Origin of the sequence: Geothrix oryzae, assembly GCF_030295385.1 — a bacterium.
Classification (GTDB): Bacteria; Acidobacteriota; Holophagae; order Holophagales; family Holophagaceae; genus Geothrix; species Geothrix oryzae.
In genome coordinates this window covers 1660378-1677403 of record NZ_AP027079.1, presented here as the reverse complement: position 1 = coordinate 1677403, position 17026 = coordinate 1660378, and the positions used below count along the sequence as shown (strand labels likewise).

The 17026-nt window shown below is 67.7% G+C and carries 13 protein-coding genes and 1 tRNA gene; 3 read left to right on the top strand and 11 right to left on the bottom strand.

Annotation, left to right across the window (positions count from 1 at the left end; all coding sequences use genetic code 11):
* Positions 1–50: 50 nt before the first annotated feature.
* Genes QUD34_RS07695 through QUD34_RS07680 form a run of 4 tightly spaced genes read right to left on the bottom strand, consistent with a single transcriptional unit; the run spans position 51 to position 3461 of the window.
* The gene (locus tag QUD34_RS07695) at positions 51–1385 is read right to left on the bottom strand and encodes a DUF2252 domain-containing protein (RefSeq protein WP_286353105.1); all 1335 of its coding nucleotides are present in this window, start codon (positions 1383–1385) and stop codon (positions 51–53) included.
* Between the two features lie 43 nt (positions 1386–1428).
* Entirely contained in the window at positions 1429–2601 is a 1173-nt protein-coding gene (locus QUD34_RS07690) for a thiolase family protein (protein WP_286353104.1), read from the bottom strand.
* A gap of 44 nt (positions 2602–2645) precedes the next feature.
* Positions 2646–3194 (bottom strand): DivIVA domain-containing protein, encoded by a 549-nt coding sequence (locus QUD34_RS07685; RefSeq protein ID WP_286353103.1) that lies wholly within the window; start codon positions 3192–3194, stop codon positions 2646–2648.
* A 9-nt stretch (positions 3195–3203) separates the two neighbouring features.
* A complete protein-coding gene (locus QUD34_RS07680; RefSeq protein WP_286353102.1) occupies positions 3204–3461 on the bottom strand; it encodes a YggT family protein in 258 nt (85 codons plus the stop codon).
* A gap of 49 nt (positions 3462–3510) precedes the next feature.
* Between QUD34_RS07680 and bshA the strand changes: the two genes are divergently transcribed.
* The 3 genes from bshA to QUD34_RS07665 all read left to right on the top strand — a co-directional run bounded on the left by bshA (position 3511) and on the right by QUD34_RS07665 (position 8461).
* Positions 3511–4620, top strand: a complete 1110-nt coding sequence (gene bshA, locus QUD34_RS07675) for an N-acetyl-alpha-D-glucosaminyl L-malate synthase BshA (protein ID WP_286353101.1) — start codon at positions 3511–3513, stop codon at positions 4618–4620.
* A 60-nt stretch (positions 4621–4680) separates the two neighbouring features.
* The gene (locus QUD34_RS07670; protein WP_286353100.1) at positions 4681–7227 is read left to right on the top strand and encodes a ligand-binding sensor domain-containing protein; all 2547 of its coding nucleotides are present in this window, start codon (positions 4681–4683) and stop codon (positions 7225–7227) included.
* A gap of 91 nt (positions 7228–7318) precedes the next feature.
* Positions 7319–8461, top strand: coding sequence for an acyl-CoA desaturase (locus tag QUD34_RS07665; protein ID WP_286353099.1), 1143 nt, complete (start codon positions 7319–7321; stop codon positions 8459–8461).
* A 23-nt stretch (positions 8462–8484) separates the two neighbouring features.
* On the opposite strand, the gene dinB is transcribed toward QUD34_RS07665, so the two are convergent.
* The 7 genes from dinB to QUD34_RS07630 all read right to left on the bottom strand — a co-directional run bounded on the left by dinB (position 8485) and on the right by QUD34_RS07630 (position 16992).
* Positions 8485–9654 (bottom strand): DNA polymerase IV, encoded by a 1170-nt coding sequence (dinB, locus tag QUD34_RS07660; protein WP_286353098.1) that lies wholly within the window; start codon positions 9652–9654, stop codon positions 8485–8487.
* 270 nt (positions 9655–9924) lie between these two features.
* On the bottom strand, positions 9925–11160 hold the full coding sequence (locus QUD34_RS07655; protein WP_286353097.1) for a (Fe-S)-binding protein: 1236 nt from the start codon (positions 11158–11160) through the stop codon (positions 9925–9927).
* Positions 11154–12557 carry an FAD-binding oxidoreductase gene (locus QUD34_RS07650; protein ID WP_286353096.1) on the bottom strand — a complete coding sequence of 468 codons (1404 nt, stop codon included), beginning with the start codon at positions 12555–12557 and terminating at the stop codon, positions 11154–11156. The genes QUD34_RS07655 and QUD34_RS07650 overlap by 7 nt, the downstream gene beginning before the upstream one ends.
* Before the next feature lie 4 nt (positions 12558–12561).
* Positions 12562–13965, bottom strand: coding sequence for an SLC13 family permease (locus QUD34_RS07645; protein WP_286353095.1), 1404 nt, complete (start codon positions 13963–13965; stop codon positions 12562–12564).
* Positions 13966–14098: 133 nt separating this feature from the next.
* Entirely contained in the window at positions 14099–14842 is a 744-nt protein-coding gene (locus QUD34_RS07640; protein WP_286353094.1) for a LytR/AlgR family response regulator transcription factor, read from the bottom strand.
* A complete protein-coding gene (locus QUD34_RS07635; protein WP_286353093.1) occupies positions 14839–16707 on the bottom strand; it encodes a sensor histidine kinase in 1869 nt (622 codons plus the stop codon). The genes QUD34_RS07640 and QUD34_RS07635 overlap by 4 nt, the downstream gene beginning before the upstream one ends.
* Before the next feature lie 208 nt (positions 16708–16915).
* A tRNA-Met gene (locus QUD34_RS07630) sits at positions 16916–16992 on the bottom strand.
* Between the last annotated feature and the right edge of the window lie 34 nt (positions 16993–17026).

The following is a 17026-nucleotide window of genomic DNA, read 5'->3' as shown; positions in this document are numbered from 1 at the left end:
CTTCCGTCACCCCAAGAGAAAGGGCCCGGCATGCCGGGCCCTTTCTCTGCCTAGATTTCCGTGACGGCCTGCAGATCCCCGGCCTGGATGGCGTTCCTGAACCGCTTGTAGTCCAGGGTGACTTGATCCGCATAGGCCTTGGCGAAGGCGGCCAGGGACTCATCCAGCTTGTCGGCATCGCCCAGATAGCCCGAGAGCATGACCGCGTCCCCGGTCCGGGCGTGAGCTTTGGCCAGGATGCCGCCGCAGAGGGCCGCGTAGTCCTCGAGCGCCGGCCCCCCCAGCGCAGCCCCATCGATGCCCGCCTTGTGGTCGGACCATTGCCGCACCAGGAAATCCTGGCCCCCGAACCGGGTCCAGCCGAGCAAGGGATCCACCCAGGTCTGTGAGCGATGTTGGCCCAGCGCGACCCGCTGTCCCTGATGGGGACTGGGGGGCGTCTCCCGCAGGTGCGGGGCCCAGGCGGAAGGCTCTTCCGATTTGAGCTGGAGGAAGAGCGGGTCCTCCGAGTCGCGGCCCAGACAGAGCACCAGCAGGCTCCTCTGACCGATGCTGCCGGTGCCCACCACCCTGAAGACCGCGTCCACCGGCGCGTAGCCTTCCAGCACCTGCCGGCGCCCGGGAAGCACAGTCTCCCGATAGGCCTGCAGCCCCTCCCACACCCCTTCCTGTTCCGCCGGATCGAGCGGGCGGGTCAGGGGGGGCCGGATCTGGAGCCGCCTGCCGCCCTGGCCGTCATCCATCGTGGCTTTGGCCAGGAGCTTGTCGGGCGTGTCCCGCCTGGCCTTCGCCAGGACCTCCTTCAGGACGCCTCCGCCGCCCTGGGGAGTCACTTCAAAGCGGGCCAGCTCCAGTCCCTTCATCTCGGAGAATCGGGTCATGTGCTCGCGGTAGGCCCGCACCAGCCCCTTGACCGCCTCGCCGACCTCCGCCTCGGACTGGCCCGCCTCCCGGCCGCCCAGCACAGCGCTGGCACAAAGCCGCTTCAGATCCCATTCCCAGGGACCGGGCATGGATTCGTCAAAGTCATTGAGGTCGAAGACCAGGTGCCCGTCTGGGGCGGCATAGGCCCCCAGATTCAGCAGGTGGGCATCCCCGCACATCTGGACCGTCATCCCGGTGGTGGGTCCGGGGGCGATGTCCCCGGCCATCAACGCGACCGAACCCCGGAAGAAGGCGAAGGGAGATGCCGACATCCGTCCCCACTTGAGGGGCAGGAGGTCCGGAAGGCGCAGTTCATTGGCGGCCTTCAGCCGGGGGATCAGGTCTGGCCGGTCACCGGCTGCCAGCCAGTACCCCTGGTCCGTTCGCTTCAGTCGATCCCGCAGCGCCTTGCCGGCGGTACGGCGGTCGGCGAGGGAGGGGCGGGGCGGCGGCATCGGCATGGCGGTCTCGGGTGACCCCGGCTGGGGTACAGATGGGGCGGTGCTAGACCCGCTCCACCGCCATGGCGATGGCATTGCCGCCGCCCAGGCAGAGCGCCGCCACGCCGCGCTGCTTGCCGTGCCGCTCGAGGCCATGGAGTAGGGTCGCCATGACGCGGGCGCCGGAGGCCCCGATGGGGTGGCCCAGCGCCACGGCGCCGCCATGGACATTGATGCGGTCGGCGGGCAGCTTCAACTCGTTCATCGTGGCCACCAGCTGCACGGCGAAGGCCTCGTTGATCTCCCAGAGATCCACATCCCCCGCGGACCAGCCCACCTGTGCCATGAGCTTGCGGATGGCCTCCACGGGCGCCATGAGGACCCATTCGGGCTCGAGGCCGGCGGTGGCGGCGCCGAGGATGCGGGCCTGGATGGGCAGGCCGTGGGCCTTGGCGAAGGACTCCGTGCTGACCAGGGCCGCCGCCGCGCCATCGTTCACGCTGGGGGCGTTGCCCGCCGTCACGGTGCCGTCCTTCTTGAAGGCGGGGCGCAGCTTGGACAGGGATTCGGGCGTGGAGTCCGCCCGGGGGCCCTCGTCCTCGCTGAGGATCAGGTCCCCCTTCTTTCCCGGAACGGCGATGGGCACGATCTCATTTCGGAAGGCGCCGGACTGCATGGCGGCCACGGCCTTGCGGTGGCTTTCGGCGGCCCAGGCATCCTGCGCTTCGCGGCCGACGCCGTATTTGGAGGCCACCAGCTCGCCCGTGTGGCCCATGTGCTGATCGGTCATGGCGCACCAGAGCCCGTCGAGGATCATGGCGTCCTTGGCCTCGGTGTGGCCCATGCGCGCGCCCGCCCGCAGCTTGGGCAGGAGGTAGGGCGCGTTGGACATGGACTCCATGCCCCCGGCCAGCACCAGGTCGTGGTCGCCCAGACGCACGGCATTGGCCGCCAACTGGATGGCCTTGAGGCCGCTGCCGCAGACCTTGTTGATGGTCAGGGCGGAGACGCTGGGGGGCAGTCCGCCCCGGAGGGCCGCCTGGCGCGCCGGGGCCTGACCCACGCCCGCGCTCACCACATGGCCGAGGATCACTTCCGTCGGCACCGCGCCGGGCACTGCCGCCAGCAGGGCCTTCACCACCTGGGCCGCCAGATCCGGCGCGGCCAGGGGCGCGAGGCCGCCCTGGAACTTGCCGATGGGGCTGCGGAGGGACTTGAGAATCACGGCTTGGGACATGGGGACTCCGGGGATTCAGATGGGGGGCGGTCCGATGATGGGGCTCAGGGGGCGGGACTGGGCCGGCGGGGGGGCAGGGCGGGCTCGTCCAGCGCGGTGAGGTCGAGGTTCTCCAGGTTCAAGGTCGGGGGCGCGGGCACATACATGTCCGGTGCCTCCTCCTGGATGTGGCGGCGCGTGCGGTCCATGAGGGCCTCCAGCTCCCGGAAGAAGCGGATGCGCTCCATCTTGAGGTTGCGGAGCTGCACCTCCATCTCGACCACATGCTGCTGGGCCTCGCGGATGATCTCCTCCGCCTTGAACTGGGCCTCGCGGATGATCAGTTCCTTCTCGCGGCTGGCGCCGTCCAGCACATCCTCGCGGGTGCGCTGGGCCTGGAGCAGGGTCTCGCGGAAGATGCGGTCCTGGTCCTGGTACTGCCGCAGCCGCTCGCGGCTGTCGAGGATCTCCTCCTTCAGCTTCTGGTTCTCCGCCAGAACCTCCTCCCACTCGGCAGCCACCTCGTGGAGGAAGGAACGGACCTCGGATTCCTCGAGGCCGCGGAAGACCTTCTCGAATTCTCGGCGCTGGATGTCGAGGGGGGTGTACTTCATGACACGCTCCTAGGAGGCCAGGGCCCGCAGAAAGACCCTCTGGATGACGCCGAGCAGCAGCACGGCGACGAGGATGTCGAAGCTGAACCCCCCGATGCTCGGCACGATGGCCCGGATGGGGTGGAGGATCGGGTCGGTGATCGCGTGCAGCAGGCGGATCCAGCGGTTCCCGGGGTCGATCGGGAACCAGGACAGGATGGCCACCGCCAACAGCAGATAGATCAGGACATCCAGGGCGTAGTAGGCGATGGCGAAGAGAAGAGGCATGGGCAGGATCCTGGGAACACCCCATCATAGCTGGGAGTGAGGATCTTCCATGCGCATCGGCATCTCCTGCTACAGCACCTTCGGCGGCTCGGGCGTCGTGGCCACGGAGGTGGGCAAGGCTCTCGCCGCCCGGGGCCATGAGGTGCACATCCTCAGCCCCAGCGTGCCGCCGCGGCTGGTGGGCTTCGAGGACCGCATCAACTTCCACGAGGTCCGGGCCACCACCTATCCCCTCTTCGAGGACGCCCCCTATTCCATCGCCCTGGGCTCCAAGATGGCGGATGTGGCCGAGCACCACGGCCTGGAGATCATCCACGCGCATTACGCCATCCCCCACGCCATGGCCGCCCTGCTGGCCCGCATGGCCATCCCGGGCCTGAAGGTCGTGACCACCCTCCACGGCACGGACATCACCGTGGTGGGCAGCGACCCGAGCTACCTTCCCATGGTGAAGATGGCCATCCGGGAGAGCGATGGCGTGACCGCCGTTTCCGAGTACCTGCGGGACGAGACCTACCGGACCTTCGGAGTGGGCCGCGACATCGATGTCATCGGCAACTTCGTGGAACCCCCCGGCCAGGAGCGCCCCGACTGCCGGGCCTGGCTGGCCCCCAGGGCCACCGCGGTGCTGACCCACATCTCCAATTTCAGACCCGTGAAGCGCGTGATGGATGTGCTGAAGGTATTCGAGCTGGTCCGTAAGGAGGTGCCCGCGCGCCTGGTGATGGTGGGCGACGGGCCGGATCGCGTGGAGGCCGAGGCCTATTGCCGCGACCGGGGGTTCGCGTCCGAGGTGCGCTTCACGGGCAAGCAGCTGGACATCGGCACCGTGCTGGCCTGTTCCGACCTCTTCCTGCTGCCCAGCGCCACCGAGAGCTTCGGTTTGGCGGCCCTGGAGGCCATGGGTCACCGGGTGCCGGTCATCGCCAGCCGCGTGGGGGGCCTGCCCGAGGTGGTGCGCCACGGCATCGACGGCTACCTGGAGCCCATGGGTGATGTGGAGGCCATGGCGGCTGACGCGGTGACCCTGCTGCGCGACGAGGATCTGCGCCTCACCATGGGCGATGCCGCGCGCGAGCGGGCGCTCGGCACCTTCGCGGAAGGCCCCATCGTGGATCAGTACGAGGCGCTGTACCGGCGGGTACTGGGCAAAGACTGACGAGTCGGTTCAGCCCCAGGGGCGGACGCTCCGATACGACGGCAACTGCAGGAGTGGTGAATGGTCTGGTTTCGGGTCGCCCTGGTGGGCCTGCTGGGAATCTTCGGCATGGCCGCGGAAGGATGGCATCGCCCCTTCACCCTGCTCGGTCCGGATCAGGGGCTCCCCTCGGGGGCCATCACCAGCTTGACCCAGGATTCGGACGGCTTCATCTGGGTGGGAACGGAAAGTGCGCTCCTCCGCTACGACGGGGCTCATTGCCGGGCCTGGGGGCGGGAAGATGGATTGCCGTCGGGCTTCGTCCATCGCGTCCTGTCCGCCAACGGCGGGGGCGTCTGGGTCTCCACCCTGCGCGGGCTGGTCCGCTTCCGGACCGGGCGCATCGAACGGGCCCAGTTCGACGGCCAAGTCGAATCTCTGCCCGCCAATGTCCTTGAGCTGGACCGGGAGGGCCGCCTCTGGGTCCTGACTTCGGCGGGCCTGTTCGTCCAGCAGGAAGGGCTCCATTTCCAGCGCCGATCGGAGCGGCCCTCGGGCCGGGCCTTCACCCTGGGGGCGGGCTCCGGCGGCGTGATGCACCTCGGCTCCGAGGAAGGCCTCGAGACCTTCCTGCCGGATGGTTCGAGCCGCGTCTGGGGCCCCGCCCATGGCCTTCCCGAAGGCGGCGTTTCCGTCGTGGTGGAAGACGGGGCCGGCCGTCTCTGGGCGGGCTCCGGCCGCAGCTTGGCCATGAAAACGCCGGGCGGCGATCGCTTCACCGACCAGTCCTCTCGCCTGGGGGGGAGCCTGTCGCCCAACAGCGTGCCTTTCAGGGATGCGGATGGATCGGTCTGGCTCCCCACCCAGGCCGGGGGCCTGCGCCTGGCCGGAGACAAGACGGAACGGATCGATTCGGGCAACGGCCTCCCCTTCCGCTGGGTCCGCACCGTCTTCCGGGACCGGGAGGGCACCCTCTGGGTCCTGGGGACGGCCCTGGCCCGCCTCCAGGGCGGAGGCCGCGTCTGGAACCACTCCCTGGCCTCGGGGAACTCCGGCGAGGTGGTCTGGTCCATCATCCGGGATCCCAAAGGCGCCTTGCTGGCAGCCACCGATGACGGGGCGATCCGGGTGGAAGCCGCGGGGCTGAGCCGGATCCGGGGTACCGAAGGACACCGCATCAAGGGGCTGACCACGGACCCGGCCGGAACCCTCTGGATGGTCAGCACCATCGGCCCCACCCTCTGGCTGCGTCCCGGCAGCCATCAGACGGAAGTGGCCCCGCTCGGGGACTTCGGCTTCGGCGTCAACAGCGTGATGAAGGATTCCAGGGGCGCGCTCTGGCTGGGCCACGCCCGCTACGGCATCCTCCGCTGGGACGCCGGCACCCGCCGGCTCGTCCAGGAGGTCGGCCCCGCCGCCCAGGGCTCCCTGGGCGTGTTCCGCATCCGCGAAGATGCCCAGGGACGGCTTTGGGCCGCCACGACGGCGGGGCTCTATCTGCGGAGTGTCCAGGGAGCCTGGCAGCTCTTCACCGAGCGGGATGGCCTGCTCCCCTATGGCCTCTACGGCATGGCCTTCCTGCCGGACGGCAGCGCCTGGGTGCACTACCAGGAACCCCAGGGGCTCACCCGGATCCGCATCGACGGCAGCCGCCTGACGGTGCTGGAACAGCGCGTGAAGGGGCAGGGGCTCCGTTCGAACCTGGTCTATGCGGTCGAGGTGGATGACCGGGAACGGACCTGGGCCTCGACGGATCTGGGGCTGGACCGCCTGGACCCGCCTCTGCACATCGGGCGCCGGGAGGGCATGGTCAGCGAGGACTGCGCCATCCAGGCCCTGCTCGCCGAGGGGGGACGCATCTGGGTGGGCACGGCCGCCGGCTTGGTCCGCTACGAAGCGGGCGATGCCGACCTGCCCCTGGCGCCTCCCCAGGCTCACATTCTCGAGATGGCCTTCGGCCCCCGGCGCCTGGAGCCCCCCTTCGACCGCCTGGCTCCGTTGTCCCACCGGGAGGCCACCGTGACCTTCCGCGTGGGGGCGCCCTCGTATCTGGGCGAAGGCCGGGCGCGCCTGCAGGTTCGCCTGCTGGGGCTGGAGGATGCCTGGCGGGATGTGGAGTCCCCCCTGGTGAGATATCCCGCGCTTCCCGGCGGGCGCTACCGGCTGGAGACCCGCGCGTCTGACGGGGAAGGGGCGTTCGGCCCGGTCGCCGCCCTGGACTTCCAGGTCCGCCCCCCCTGGTGGCGCACCTGGTGGGCGACCAGCCTCGCCGGTCTCGCCGTCCTCGGCCTGGGCCTGGTCATCCTGCGCCTGCGCATCGCCGCCCTGGCCCGCAGCAAGGCCGAACTGGAAGCCCTCGTGGCCGAGCGGACGGAAGAGTTGCAGCACCGGAACGAGGAGCTGTCGTCCGCCCTGGGCAATGTCAAACAGCTCTCCGGCCTTCTTCCCATCTGTTCCACCTGCAAGAAGATCCGGGACGACCAGGGCTACTGGAATCAGCTGGAACACTACATCAGCGAGCACTCCGAAGTCGGGTTCTCGCATGGCATCTGCCCGGATTGCGTGGAAACCATGTTCCCGAAGCGCGCCAAGGGAGGCCAGATCCCGGAGGCGGATCAGAAGGATTGAGGTCCTCCCTCCGGGTAAATACCTGGGCGGTGGCGGTGGCGGTGGCTGGAACCTATCGTGGGGGTGGAGCGCTTCGGCTCGGGGAGGCTCCGTGGCTCATCGAACGGCTCGATCCTGGCTCAACACCCTCTTCCTGATGGGGACGCTGATCTTAGCCCTGATCCTGGTGCCCTGGAAGGTGACGGTGCAGGGCCTGCGCTGGAGCGAAGGGGCGGTCCTCCTGGCCATGTACTCGGCCACGGGGCTCGCCATCACCGTGGGTTACCATCGGCTCTTCAGCCATCGCGCTTTCCAGGCGGCCTGGCCCGTGCGGCTGGCGGTGCTGCTCTTCGGGGCCGCGGCCTTCCAGAACTCCGCCATCGCCTGGTGCAGCGACCATCGCCACCACCACCGCTTCGTGGACGATCCCGAGCGCGATCCCTATCCGGTCAAGCGGGGCTTCTGGTACGCCCACTGGATCTGGGTGATGGAAGCCAAGGACCGGCCCCTGGAGGCCGTCGGCGACCTGGAGCGCGATCCGCTGCTCCGGTGGCAGCGCCGGTACCACTTCTGGATCGGCGCTGCCGTGGTGGCGCTGCCCGTACTGGCGGTGGGTCTGCTGACCCACAATGTCGTCGGCCAGCTCGTGATCGGTCTCCTGCTGCGCATCGTCCTGACACACCACAGCACCTTCCTCATCAACTCCGCCGCCCACTGGTTCGGCACCCAGCCCTACACGGATGCCAACAGCGCCCGTGACAATGTGCTGCTGGCGCCCTTCACCTTCGGCGAGGGGTATCACAACTTCCACCACATGTGGCAGTGGGACTACCGCAACGGCCCCCGCTGGTACCAGTGGGACCCGGCGAAATGGCTCATTGCCGCCGGCGCCTGGGTGGGCCTCACCCGGGGGCTGCGGCGGGTCCCCGCCACGGAGATGCAGCGCGCCCGGGTGGCCATGGAGGCCCGGCGGTTGGCGGCGGCGCTCACCCGGGATGCCTTCCAGGCCAGGCGGACCCTGGAAGAGGCCCGCTTCCGCATCGACGCGTCCCTCGCCGCCTTCCAGACCTGTCTCGACGCGTGGCCCGCGAAGAAGGCCGAGTGGAAAGCGAAGGGCCTCGCCAAGGCCGATGCCTGGCGCACGGTCCGGACCGAATGGAAACATCAGCGGCTCCAGCAGCGCCGTGCGCTCCGGGCAGCCTGGATGGGGTGGAACCAGGCGCGGCTGCAGGCCAAGCGGCAGGTGCCGACCTGAAGATTCGACCGGAGGCAGGGCCGTTATGAGAGGAACTGGTCGAAGAGGCCCGGCTCGGTCACCTGAAGCCCCTGCATCGGATGGGATGAAGGGGCTCCGGCCTTCACGAGCGATCCCGCCCGGACGCCCAGCAGACGCAACTTCCGGTCGAGGGGCGCCCGCCTCAGGGCGGCGCGGGCCGCCTCGCGGAGCGACGAGGCATCCGCCACCGCCACCGCGAGGGCCTGATCCCGGGTGACGGTGGTGAAGTCTTCAAAGCGCAGCTTGATGCCGATGGAGTGGGCCCGAAGGCCCTTGCGCTCCAGATCCCCGGCGAGCCGCTCGCACAGATCGAGCAGAATGCGCGACAGGTCCTCCCGATCCAGCCGCGCATGGAGATCTCGCTCGAAGGTGGTCTCCCGGCTGATGGACTTGGGCTCCCGGGACAGTGCCAGGGGCCGCTCGTCCCGGCCCTGCGCGGCGTCGTGGAGCCAAGCCCCGTAGCTCCGCCCGAAGTGCTCCACCAGCCAGGCAGGATCGGCCTGCGCCAGCTCCCCGATGGTGCGGATGCCGAAGTTGTCCAGCTTAGCGGTCGCCTTGGGTCCGATGCCATTGATGGCCGAGCAGGGCAGGGGCCAGATCCGGGAGGGAATGTCGCCGTACCCCAGGATGGTCACGCCATCGGGCTTCTGCAGCTCCGAGGCGATCTTGGACAGCAGCTTGTTGGGCGTGATCCCGATAGAGCAGGTGAGGCTGGTGGCCCGCCGGACGGCCTCCTTGAGGCGCTTGGCCAGCTCACCCGAGGGTCCGGGGACTTCCGTCAAGTCGATGTAGATCTCATCGATGCCCCGGTCCTCGATCAGCGGCGCCACTTCCGCCACGGCCGCCTTGAAGGCCCGCGACACCCTGGCGTAGGCCTCGAAATGGGCGGGCAGCAGGATCGCGTTCGGCGCCAGCGCCGCCGCCTTCATGAGCCCCATGCCGCTGCGCACCCCGAAGGCCCGGGCTTCGTAAGTTGCCGTGGTCGCCACGCCGCGGCCCACATAGTCCTTCAGCCGCGGGTGGTCTTTTCCCACCTGCGCCGCCGCGGCGCGGCGACCGCCGACAACCACTGGCAGGCCCTTCAGCTCCGGATGCTCCAGCAGCTCCACCGACGCGAAGAAGGCATCCATGTCCAGGTGGGCGATGCGACGGGCGGGTGGAACAAGATCCATCGGAGGTTCCTGGGACCGGATCAGGATGGCGAAAAAGGGGCGAATGGGCAAGGCGCGCAGGGTGCCGAGTGCTCCTCGCCGCTGCTTTCCGGCCATTCGAGCCTGTTGGCTTGAGTGGGCTTCGATGTGTTGAGGGGTGGCTGGAGGCCGAGTTGAACTGCCGACCTGGTGGCCGGTGTGGTTGCTTTCCGGATGACCACGAAGACCTCAGGTCGATACCCCTCATCTACCACTTTCTAGATTGAGGGCCTGGCGAGGGTCTCGTCTGTCTCAGATGACTTGGCTGATGTGCATGGCCTGGAAAGCGCCTTCGCTCTGATCGGCGGCGCGAGTGAGCTGGATCAGGCAGCCGGGGCAGGCGGTGACGACGACTTGCGCTCCGGTTCCTTCGATGTTCGCCTGTTTCCGCTGGAGGATGGCCGCGGCCGCCTCGGGGTGCTCCAGGTGGAAACTGCCGGAGCCGCCGCAGCAGCGCTCCTTTTCCGCCAGTTCGATGAGCTTTCCGGCTTGCTTCAGGAGCTGCCTGGGCTGCTGCCGGATTCCCTGGCCCCGGGCCAGGTGGCAGGGATCGTGGTAGGTGAAGGTGGCGTCGGGCAGGCGCTGGGGCTGGTAGCCGGCGGCGACGAGGTACTCCGTCAGGTCCATGACCTTGGCGGAAAACCGCTCGGCGGGCCCCCGCCAGATCGGATCTTCCGCGAACCATGAGGTCAGGTGCTTGAGGCTCCCGCTGCAGCTGGCGCAATCGGTCACCACCAGGTCCGCGTCCTCGAAGGCCTGGATGTTTTCCCGCGCCAGGTCGAGGAAGGCCTCACGCTGTCCATGGGCAAGGTGGGGCAGGCCGCAGCAGGGGTGGTCCGGTTGCTGGAAGGGCGAGAGCTGGGCGAGGATCCGCTGGGTGCTTCGGGAGGCATCCGGGAAGAGCATCTTCATCCCGCAACCCTGGAAATAGGCGACCTTGGCTCCGGGATGGACCGCGGGCTCCGGCCTTGGAGCGGAGGCCCCCAGCAGGGCGGGTCCCGCGTGCTTTTTCAGGTAGGCCCGCCGGGAGGTCTCCCTGGGCACCAGCTGGGGCGGCAGCAGGCGATGGAGCTCCGCGACCCGCAGCCCGGCCAAGGTGGCGGCGCCCAGGCCGACCAGCCTCCGGCGGCGGAGCACGCGACCGATCCAGCGACTGCGGAGCGGCGTGCTGCCCAGGGTGTCAGCGAGGGCCTGGCGGACCTGCACCATGGCTTCGTCCGTGGGAACCTTGCCGGGGCAGGCGTCCGTGCAGGCTCGGCACAGGAGGCAGAACTCCAGGGCCTCCTGGGCTTCCCGGTCAGGGGGGATGAGGCCCTCAGCGAGCCCCCGGACGAGGGCGTTCTTGCCCCGGGCGCTGGCCCGCTCCACATCCTGGACCTGGAACAACGGGCACGCGGGTAGGCAAGTGCCGCAGCGGTCACAGCCCAGCACCTTCGCCTTGGCGGCCGCGAAGGGCGCTGGTCCGGTTTTCGGGGCGGAGGTCACCATATCTTCCCCGGATTGAGAAGGCCCAGGGGATCCAGGGCCCCCTTAATGGCCCGGTGTGTGGCCAGGCTCACGGGTCCCACCGCATCGGCGAAATAGGGCCGCTTGCTGATGCCGATGCCATGCTCGCCCGAGAGCGTCCCGCCCAGATCCAGGGCGGCCTTGAAGATGCCGTCCACCGCCTGGTGGGCCCGGGCCGCCTCGTCAGGATTCCCGAGGTCGCAGAGCACGGAAGGATGGAGGTTGCCGTCCCCGGCGTGGCCGAACACAGGAATGCGCAGCTTCGTGGTGCTGGCGATGGCGTTGATGCGCCGAACCACCTCCGGGAAGGCGCTGCGGGGCACCGAAATGTCCTCGCCGAGCCGGTTCGGCGCCATGGCCGCCACGGCGGAACTGAGCCCGCGGCGTTCGGCCCAGATCGCCTCGGTTTCCTCCTTCGAGGCCGCGGAGCGGAAGGTGATACAGCCGGCTTGGCGGGTGATGGTGTCGATGCGGAGGGACTGGGCTTCCAGGGAGGAGGCCCCGTCTCCGTCGATCTCCAGGATGAGGCAGGCGCCGGCTCCCGGTTCCACTCGGGTGTTCCGGGCCCGGGCCACGGCCTCCAGACAGGTGGCGTCCATGATCTCGGCGGCCGAGGGCGTGACGCCGTCCAGGAGCATCTCCTGCACGGCGGAGCAGGCCTCGTCCATGGTCCGGAAGATCACGCGGATGACGCCTCGCGCCTTCGGCAGAGGACGAAGCCGGAAGAGGGCCTTGGAGACGATGCCCAGGGTTCCCTCGGAACCCACGAACAGGCTCGTCAGGTCGTAGCCGGTGACATTCTTCACGGCCTTGCCCCCGGTCTCCAGGATCGAACCGTCCGCGAGGACCACCTCCAGGCCCATCACATAGTCCCGGGTCACCCCGTATTTCACTGCGCGCATGCCACCCGCGTTCTCTGCGACATTCCCCCCCAGGGTGGAGAACTTCCAGCTGCCGGGATCCGGGGGGAAGAACAGGCCCTGCCGTGCGCAGTGGTCGTGAAGGTCCGCGGTGCGCACGCCGGGTTCGGCGCTCACCATCATGTTGGCCGTATCCAGTTCGAGGATGGAGGTCATGCGGTCCAGAGCGAGGACGATCCCTCCCTCCAGGGGAACCGATCCACCCGTGCGGCCGCTGGCGGCTCCCCGAGGCGTGACGGGAATGCGCTGCTGGTGCGCGAAGGCCATGACCCGGCTGATCTCCTGGGTGGTCCGGGGGCGGACCACGGCCTGAGGCACGGTGCTCCGGTCCAGGGCCAGAAAGGAAGCGTCGTAGGAATAGCCGAAGACTTCCAGCGGCGACTCGATGACATGCTCGCGGCCCACAGCCTCGCGGAAGCCATCCAGCACGAGCGGTTCTAAGGTGGTCAGAGAGGTCATGGGGTCACCGCGTCAGGCCAAGCCAGTACCAGTAGGTCAGGGAGACCAGCGACATGAAGGCGGCGGCCAGCACGCTCATGACCGCGCCCGTGCGGATCATCTCCCGGGAGGTGACATGGCCGCTGCCCATGGCGACGGCATTGGGCATGTTGGTGACAGGCAGCAGGTACTGGTGCTGCATGTTCATGCCGAGGATGAGGGCGAAGGCCATGGGATCCACCCCGATGGCCAGGGAGTGGGCAATGATGATGGGGGTGAGGGCCGTGGTCTTCGGTCCACCCCCAGTGAAGAAGACCTGGAGGGCCGTCACTACCCAGATGAGGATGATGACCTGCAGGACATGGGCCATCCCGCCGATGGGCCCCAGGAATACCCCTGCCATCCACTTGGCTGCGCCAGAGCTGGCCAGGGCCGTGCCGAGAGAAAGGCCCGCTCCGTAAAGGACGAACACATTCCATGGCACGCGGGTCTGAGCTTCCTTCCAGGTCATGATGCCCTTGCCCGGCCAGAGCAGGGCGATGATGGAGGCCGCTCCCACGATCACGACATTCACCTTGTGGAAGGCGTCCGTGGCCCAGAGCAGGAGCGTGATGAGGAAGACCACCAGCGTGTATTTCTCGGCGGCAGAGAAGGGGCCGAGGGCCTCAAGCTCCTTGTGGATGTAGTCGGCCCCGCCGCCGGCGGTCTTGGATTCGGGCGGCCACATCCAGCGGATCACGAACACACTGAGAAAGGCCAACAGGAAGGCCGGCATGCCGCCCACCTTCAACCAGTGGGACCATGAGACTGCGCGCTTCGTGGCCGTCTCGATGAGGCCCGCCGTGATGGGATTGCCCACATGGCCCGTGAGCACACCCAGGCTCATCATCGTTCCACTCATGGCCACGATGAACATCAGGGCCTTCATCGTGTTGCTCTTGCCGGGCTCGGCCTTCACCGCCTGGCCGATGCCGAGGATGATGGGAAGCATCAGCAGCGTGCGGGCCGTGATGGAAGGGACCAGGAAGGTCATGACGGCCATCACCAGGGCCACGGCCCAGTAGATGCGCAGGATGTCGCCCCCCGCGCGGGCCACGAGCCAGAGGGCCACCCGTTTGGAGAAGCCAGACTTCTCCATGGCGCCCGCCATGATGAAGCCGATCACGATGAGCCATAGTGCGGTGTTGGAATACCCGCCGAACGCCGCCGTCAGAGGCACGGCGTTCAGCACCGCCAGTAGGAACACGATCACCAGGCCGCTGAGGGCGTCCTCCAGGGCCTCCGTGACCCAGACCACGATGGCGAAGACCGCCACGGCGATGGAGGCCTTCCCCTGGGGGCTGAGCCCCTTGATGGCGGGGGTCAACCACAGGATCGCGGCGAGCAGCGCGAACGCAGCCACCAGCGATGCGATTTTTCTCGGACCCATGTCCACCCTCCCTCATAGGCATAGCCAGGCCCCTCGGCCCACCACAGGCATCAAATCGCGACCTATGGGTCTGGAAAAGTCCCGGCACCTCGGAACGGCCCTCGGGCGACCGTGAGCGGCCCTGAGAGAGACCTCAAAGGTGGAAGTGTGCCCGGATCCTGTCGGCGTAGGCGCGGCCCACGGGCACCTCGGCGGCCTTCTGGTCCCGAAGGGCCCGGAGCTTCAACAGGTAGCCATGGTTGTCCCACGGTGTGAGCTGCTGGACCTGGTCGAGGTTGACGATGAAGTTGCGGTGGCAGCGCATGAACACGCGGGGGTCCAGCTTCTCCTCCAGGTCCCGCAGGCTGGCTCGGATGGGCCACTGGCGGCCCTCAAGGGTCTCGACGAAGACTTCCCCCTCCCGGGCCTGCACCAGGCGGATGATGGAAACTGGCACCACCTCCAGGCTGGAGCCACGCTCGACCAGGAGGGTGCGGGTCCAGGCCTTGCGCTCCGTGTGCGGCTCTGCGCCTGGGAGGGGGAGGACGCGCTCCGCAACCCGCCGCAGGTCGTCCGCATCGAAGGGTTTAAGCAGGTAGTCCACCGCCCGCACGGAGAAGGCCTCCAGGGCAAAGGAAGCATGGGCGGTCACGAAAACCACCCGTGGCGGCTTTGGAAGGGACAGGATGCGCCGTGCCACCTCTAACCCATCCATGCCCGGCATGCTTACATCAAGGAAGACGAGGTCGGCTCCTTCCGCTTCAAGGAAGGCCAAGGCCGATGGGCCATTGTGATACACGCCCACCACCCAGGCCCAGTCCTGCTCCTCCAGCAGGCCCTTGAGCTCTCCGCACAGGAGTGGCTCGTCATCCACGAGGACAACCTTGAGGCGCTTCATGGGCCCACCTCGTCCAGCGGCAGGTCCAGGATCGCGACAATGCCGGTCCCTTCTCCGGCCTGCGAAAGTCTCAAGCTAGCGGGGCCGCCGTACATCAGCTCAAGGCGGCGCTGCAGGTTCCGCAATCCTGTCCCTTCGCCGTAGCCCTCGAACTCCCGGCGGTTGATCCGGTCCAGCCGATCCTGATGAAGACCCAGCCCATCGTCCTCAACTCGAATGCGCAGCCTTCCTCCCTCGCGGTGTGCCGTCACCGCTACCCGGCCGCCTTCCGGCCGGGGGCCGATGCCGTGCTTGACGGCATTTTCCACCAGGAGTTGAACGGAAAATACGGGCACCATGGTCCGGGACAGGGCTGGATCCACCTCGATGTCGCTGGTGATCCTGGTTCCGAAGCGGGCCTGCTCGATGTCCAGGTAGAGTTCCACCGTCTTGAGTTCATCGGCGAGCGGGACCTGCTGCTCCTGCCGATGCAGGGACCTTCTCAGAAACTCCGAGAGCCTCTTCACAATCTCCCGCGCCCGCTCAGGGCTTGTCCGGGTCAGCGCGCCGATGGTGGCCAGAGTATTGAACAGGAAGTGCGGGTTCACCTGGGCTCGGAGAGCCTGGAGTTCCGCCTGGATCTGGGAGGTCTGGTGGCGGGCGTCGACGGTGGCCTTCTCCTGTTCCCGGTAAACATCCTTCACGACCAACAAGAAGATGGCGACGGCGGTGGCGTTGGCCAGAATGGTCGGCACGGCGATGGTTTTTTCGAGCTTCCAGGCCAGTTCGAAGGGCTTGGAGAGGGTCAGGATGCAGGCCTTCAGCACCAGTTCCCCAGCCAAACCTGTGAGGAATGCCACCGGAACAGTGATCCGCTGATAGCCCAACCGGGTCCGGACGAATCCTCCCACCAGGCCCGCGAGCAGGTTCGCCACCAGGGCCGCCGGGGCGGTATAGCCGCCCATCCCAAGCCGGACAAGGCCCCCGAGGAGGCCGGCCCCGGCTCCCACCAGGGGACCTCCGATCAGCCCCCCGGCAATGGCTCCGACGATGCGCGTGTTTGCGAGGGCCCCGTGGATGGGCAGTCCCAGGAAGTTGCCGAGGATCGAGAAAAGCCCGAATACCAGGGTGAGCACGAGGGTGTCTAGGCGTCGGGGGCGGATCTCCGTGAGGGCGCGGCGCACCGCGCTCAGGCGGGTCACGAAATAGGCGCCCATGCCGTTGACGGCCAGATTGCGGAGAACATCCCACAGCAGCTTCCCCTCAATGGGACCCCACGAGAAGTTCACCCACTCCGTCATCCGAACCAGTATCCACGGCGCATGGGCAAAGGCCAAGGGCAGGGTTCCAGTTCCAAATACGGCAGCGTTCAGGGCGGCTGTAACCGGAAGTTGGTTGCCGTTTGGCTGCGAGAATATATCGAAACTGAGATATTTAGTGATGGCCTGAAGCTTCTCTTCTGTCCAGGGCCCGCCAAATCGGTGTTCGACCTCTGGTGTCATCGCCGCCCCCTTGGTAAGGGCAGATCGGAATAGACTATCCCTGCAATACTTGATTTGGCCGGATTTACTCGAAGAGCTCGAGTTGAATCGCCACGATGCACGGCGCTGGCGGGGACCACCCAAGGATCTCCACACCAGGTCGTCCTCCTCCCGGCGCCAGGTCCAACCGGTGGTGGTCAGCCTGCGCTCCACCATCTGGATCGCCGTGGTACCCCTTTTCCAAGCGCAGGTTTGAGCGGTGGCCAGGGTCCAGCTGTCCGCCTCCAGCCATGGCGCGACGGGGCAGCGCACCGCCCCGTGAACCTCCCATTCCTGGCGCGCGCGGTCCAGGAGCGCATTGGTCGGGCTGACGAAGTGGGGGCGTCGCTTGGCGGGTGTGCGCACGGGGGCTCCATGCGCCTGGAAGGGGAGGATAGCCGTGGATGGTGTCGAACAGGCCTTGGTCTAGATCAGGGCGTTCGACCTTCGTGGTCACCCCTGCAGAACCTGGATTGCCCACTTTCGGAAGCCCTCGACAGGCCCTCTGAGTGCATCCTTGGTGCATGAAATAAAAAGCGCCACTCAGGTGAGTGGCGCTAAGTGCTGCATTTATTGGTGGCTGGAGGCAGACTCGAACTGCCGACCTAGGGATTATGAGACCCTCGCTCTAACCACCTGAGCTACCCAGCCATGAAGGAGCAGTGTAGCGCGGGTGTGGGCCTGC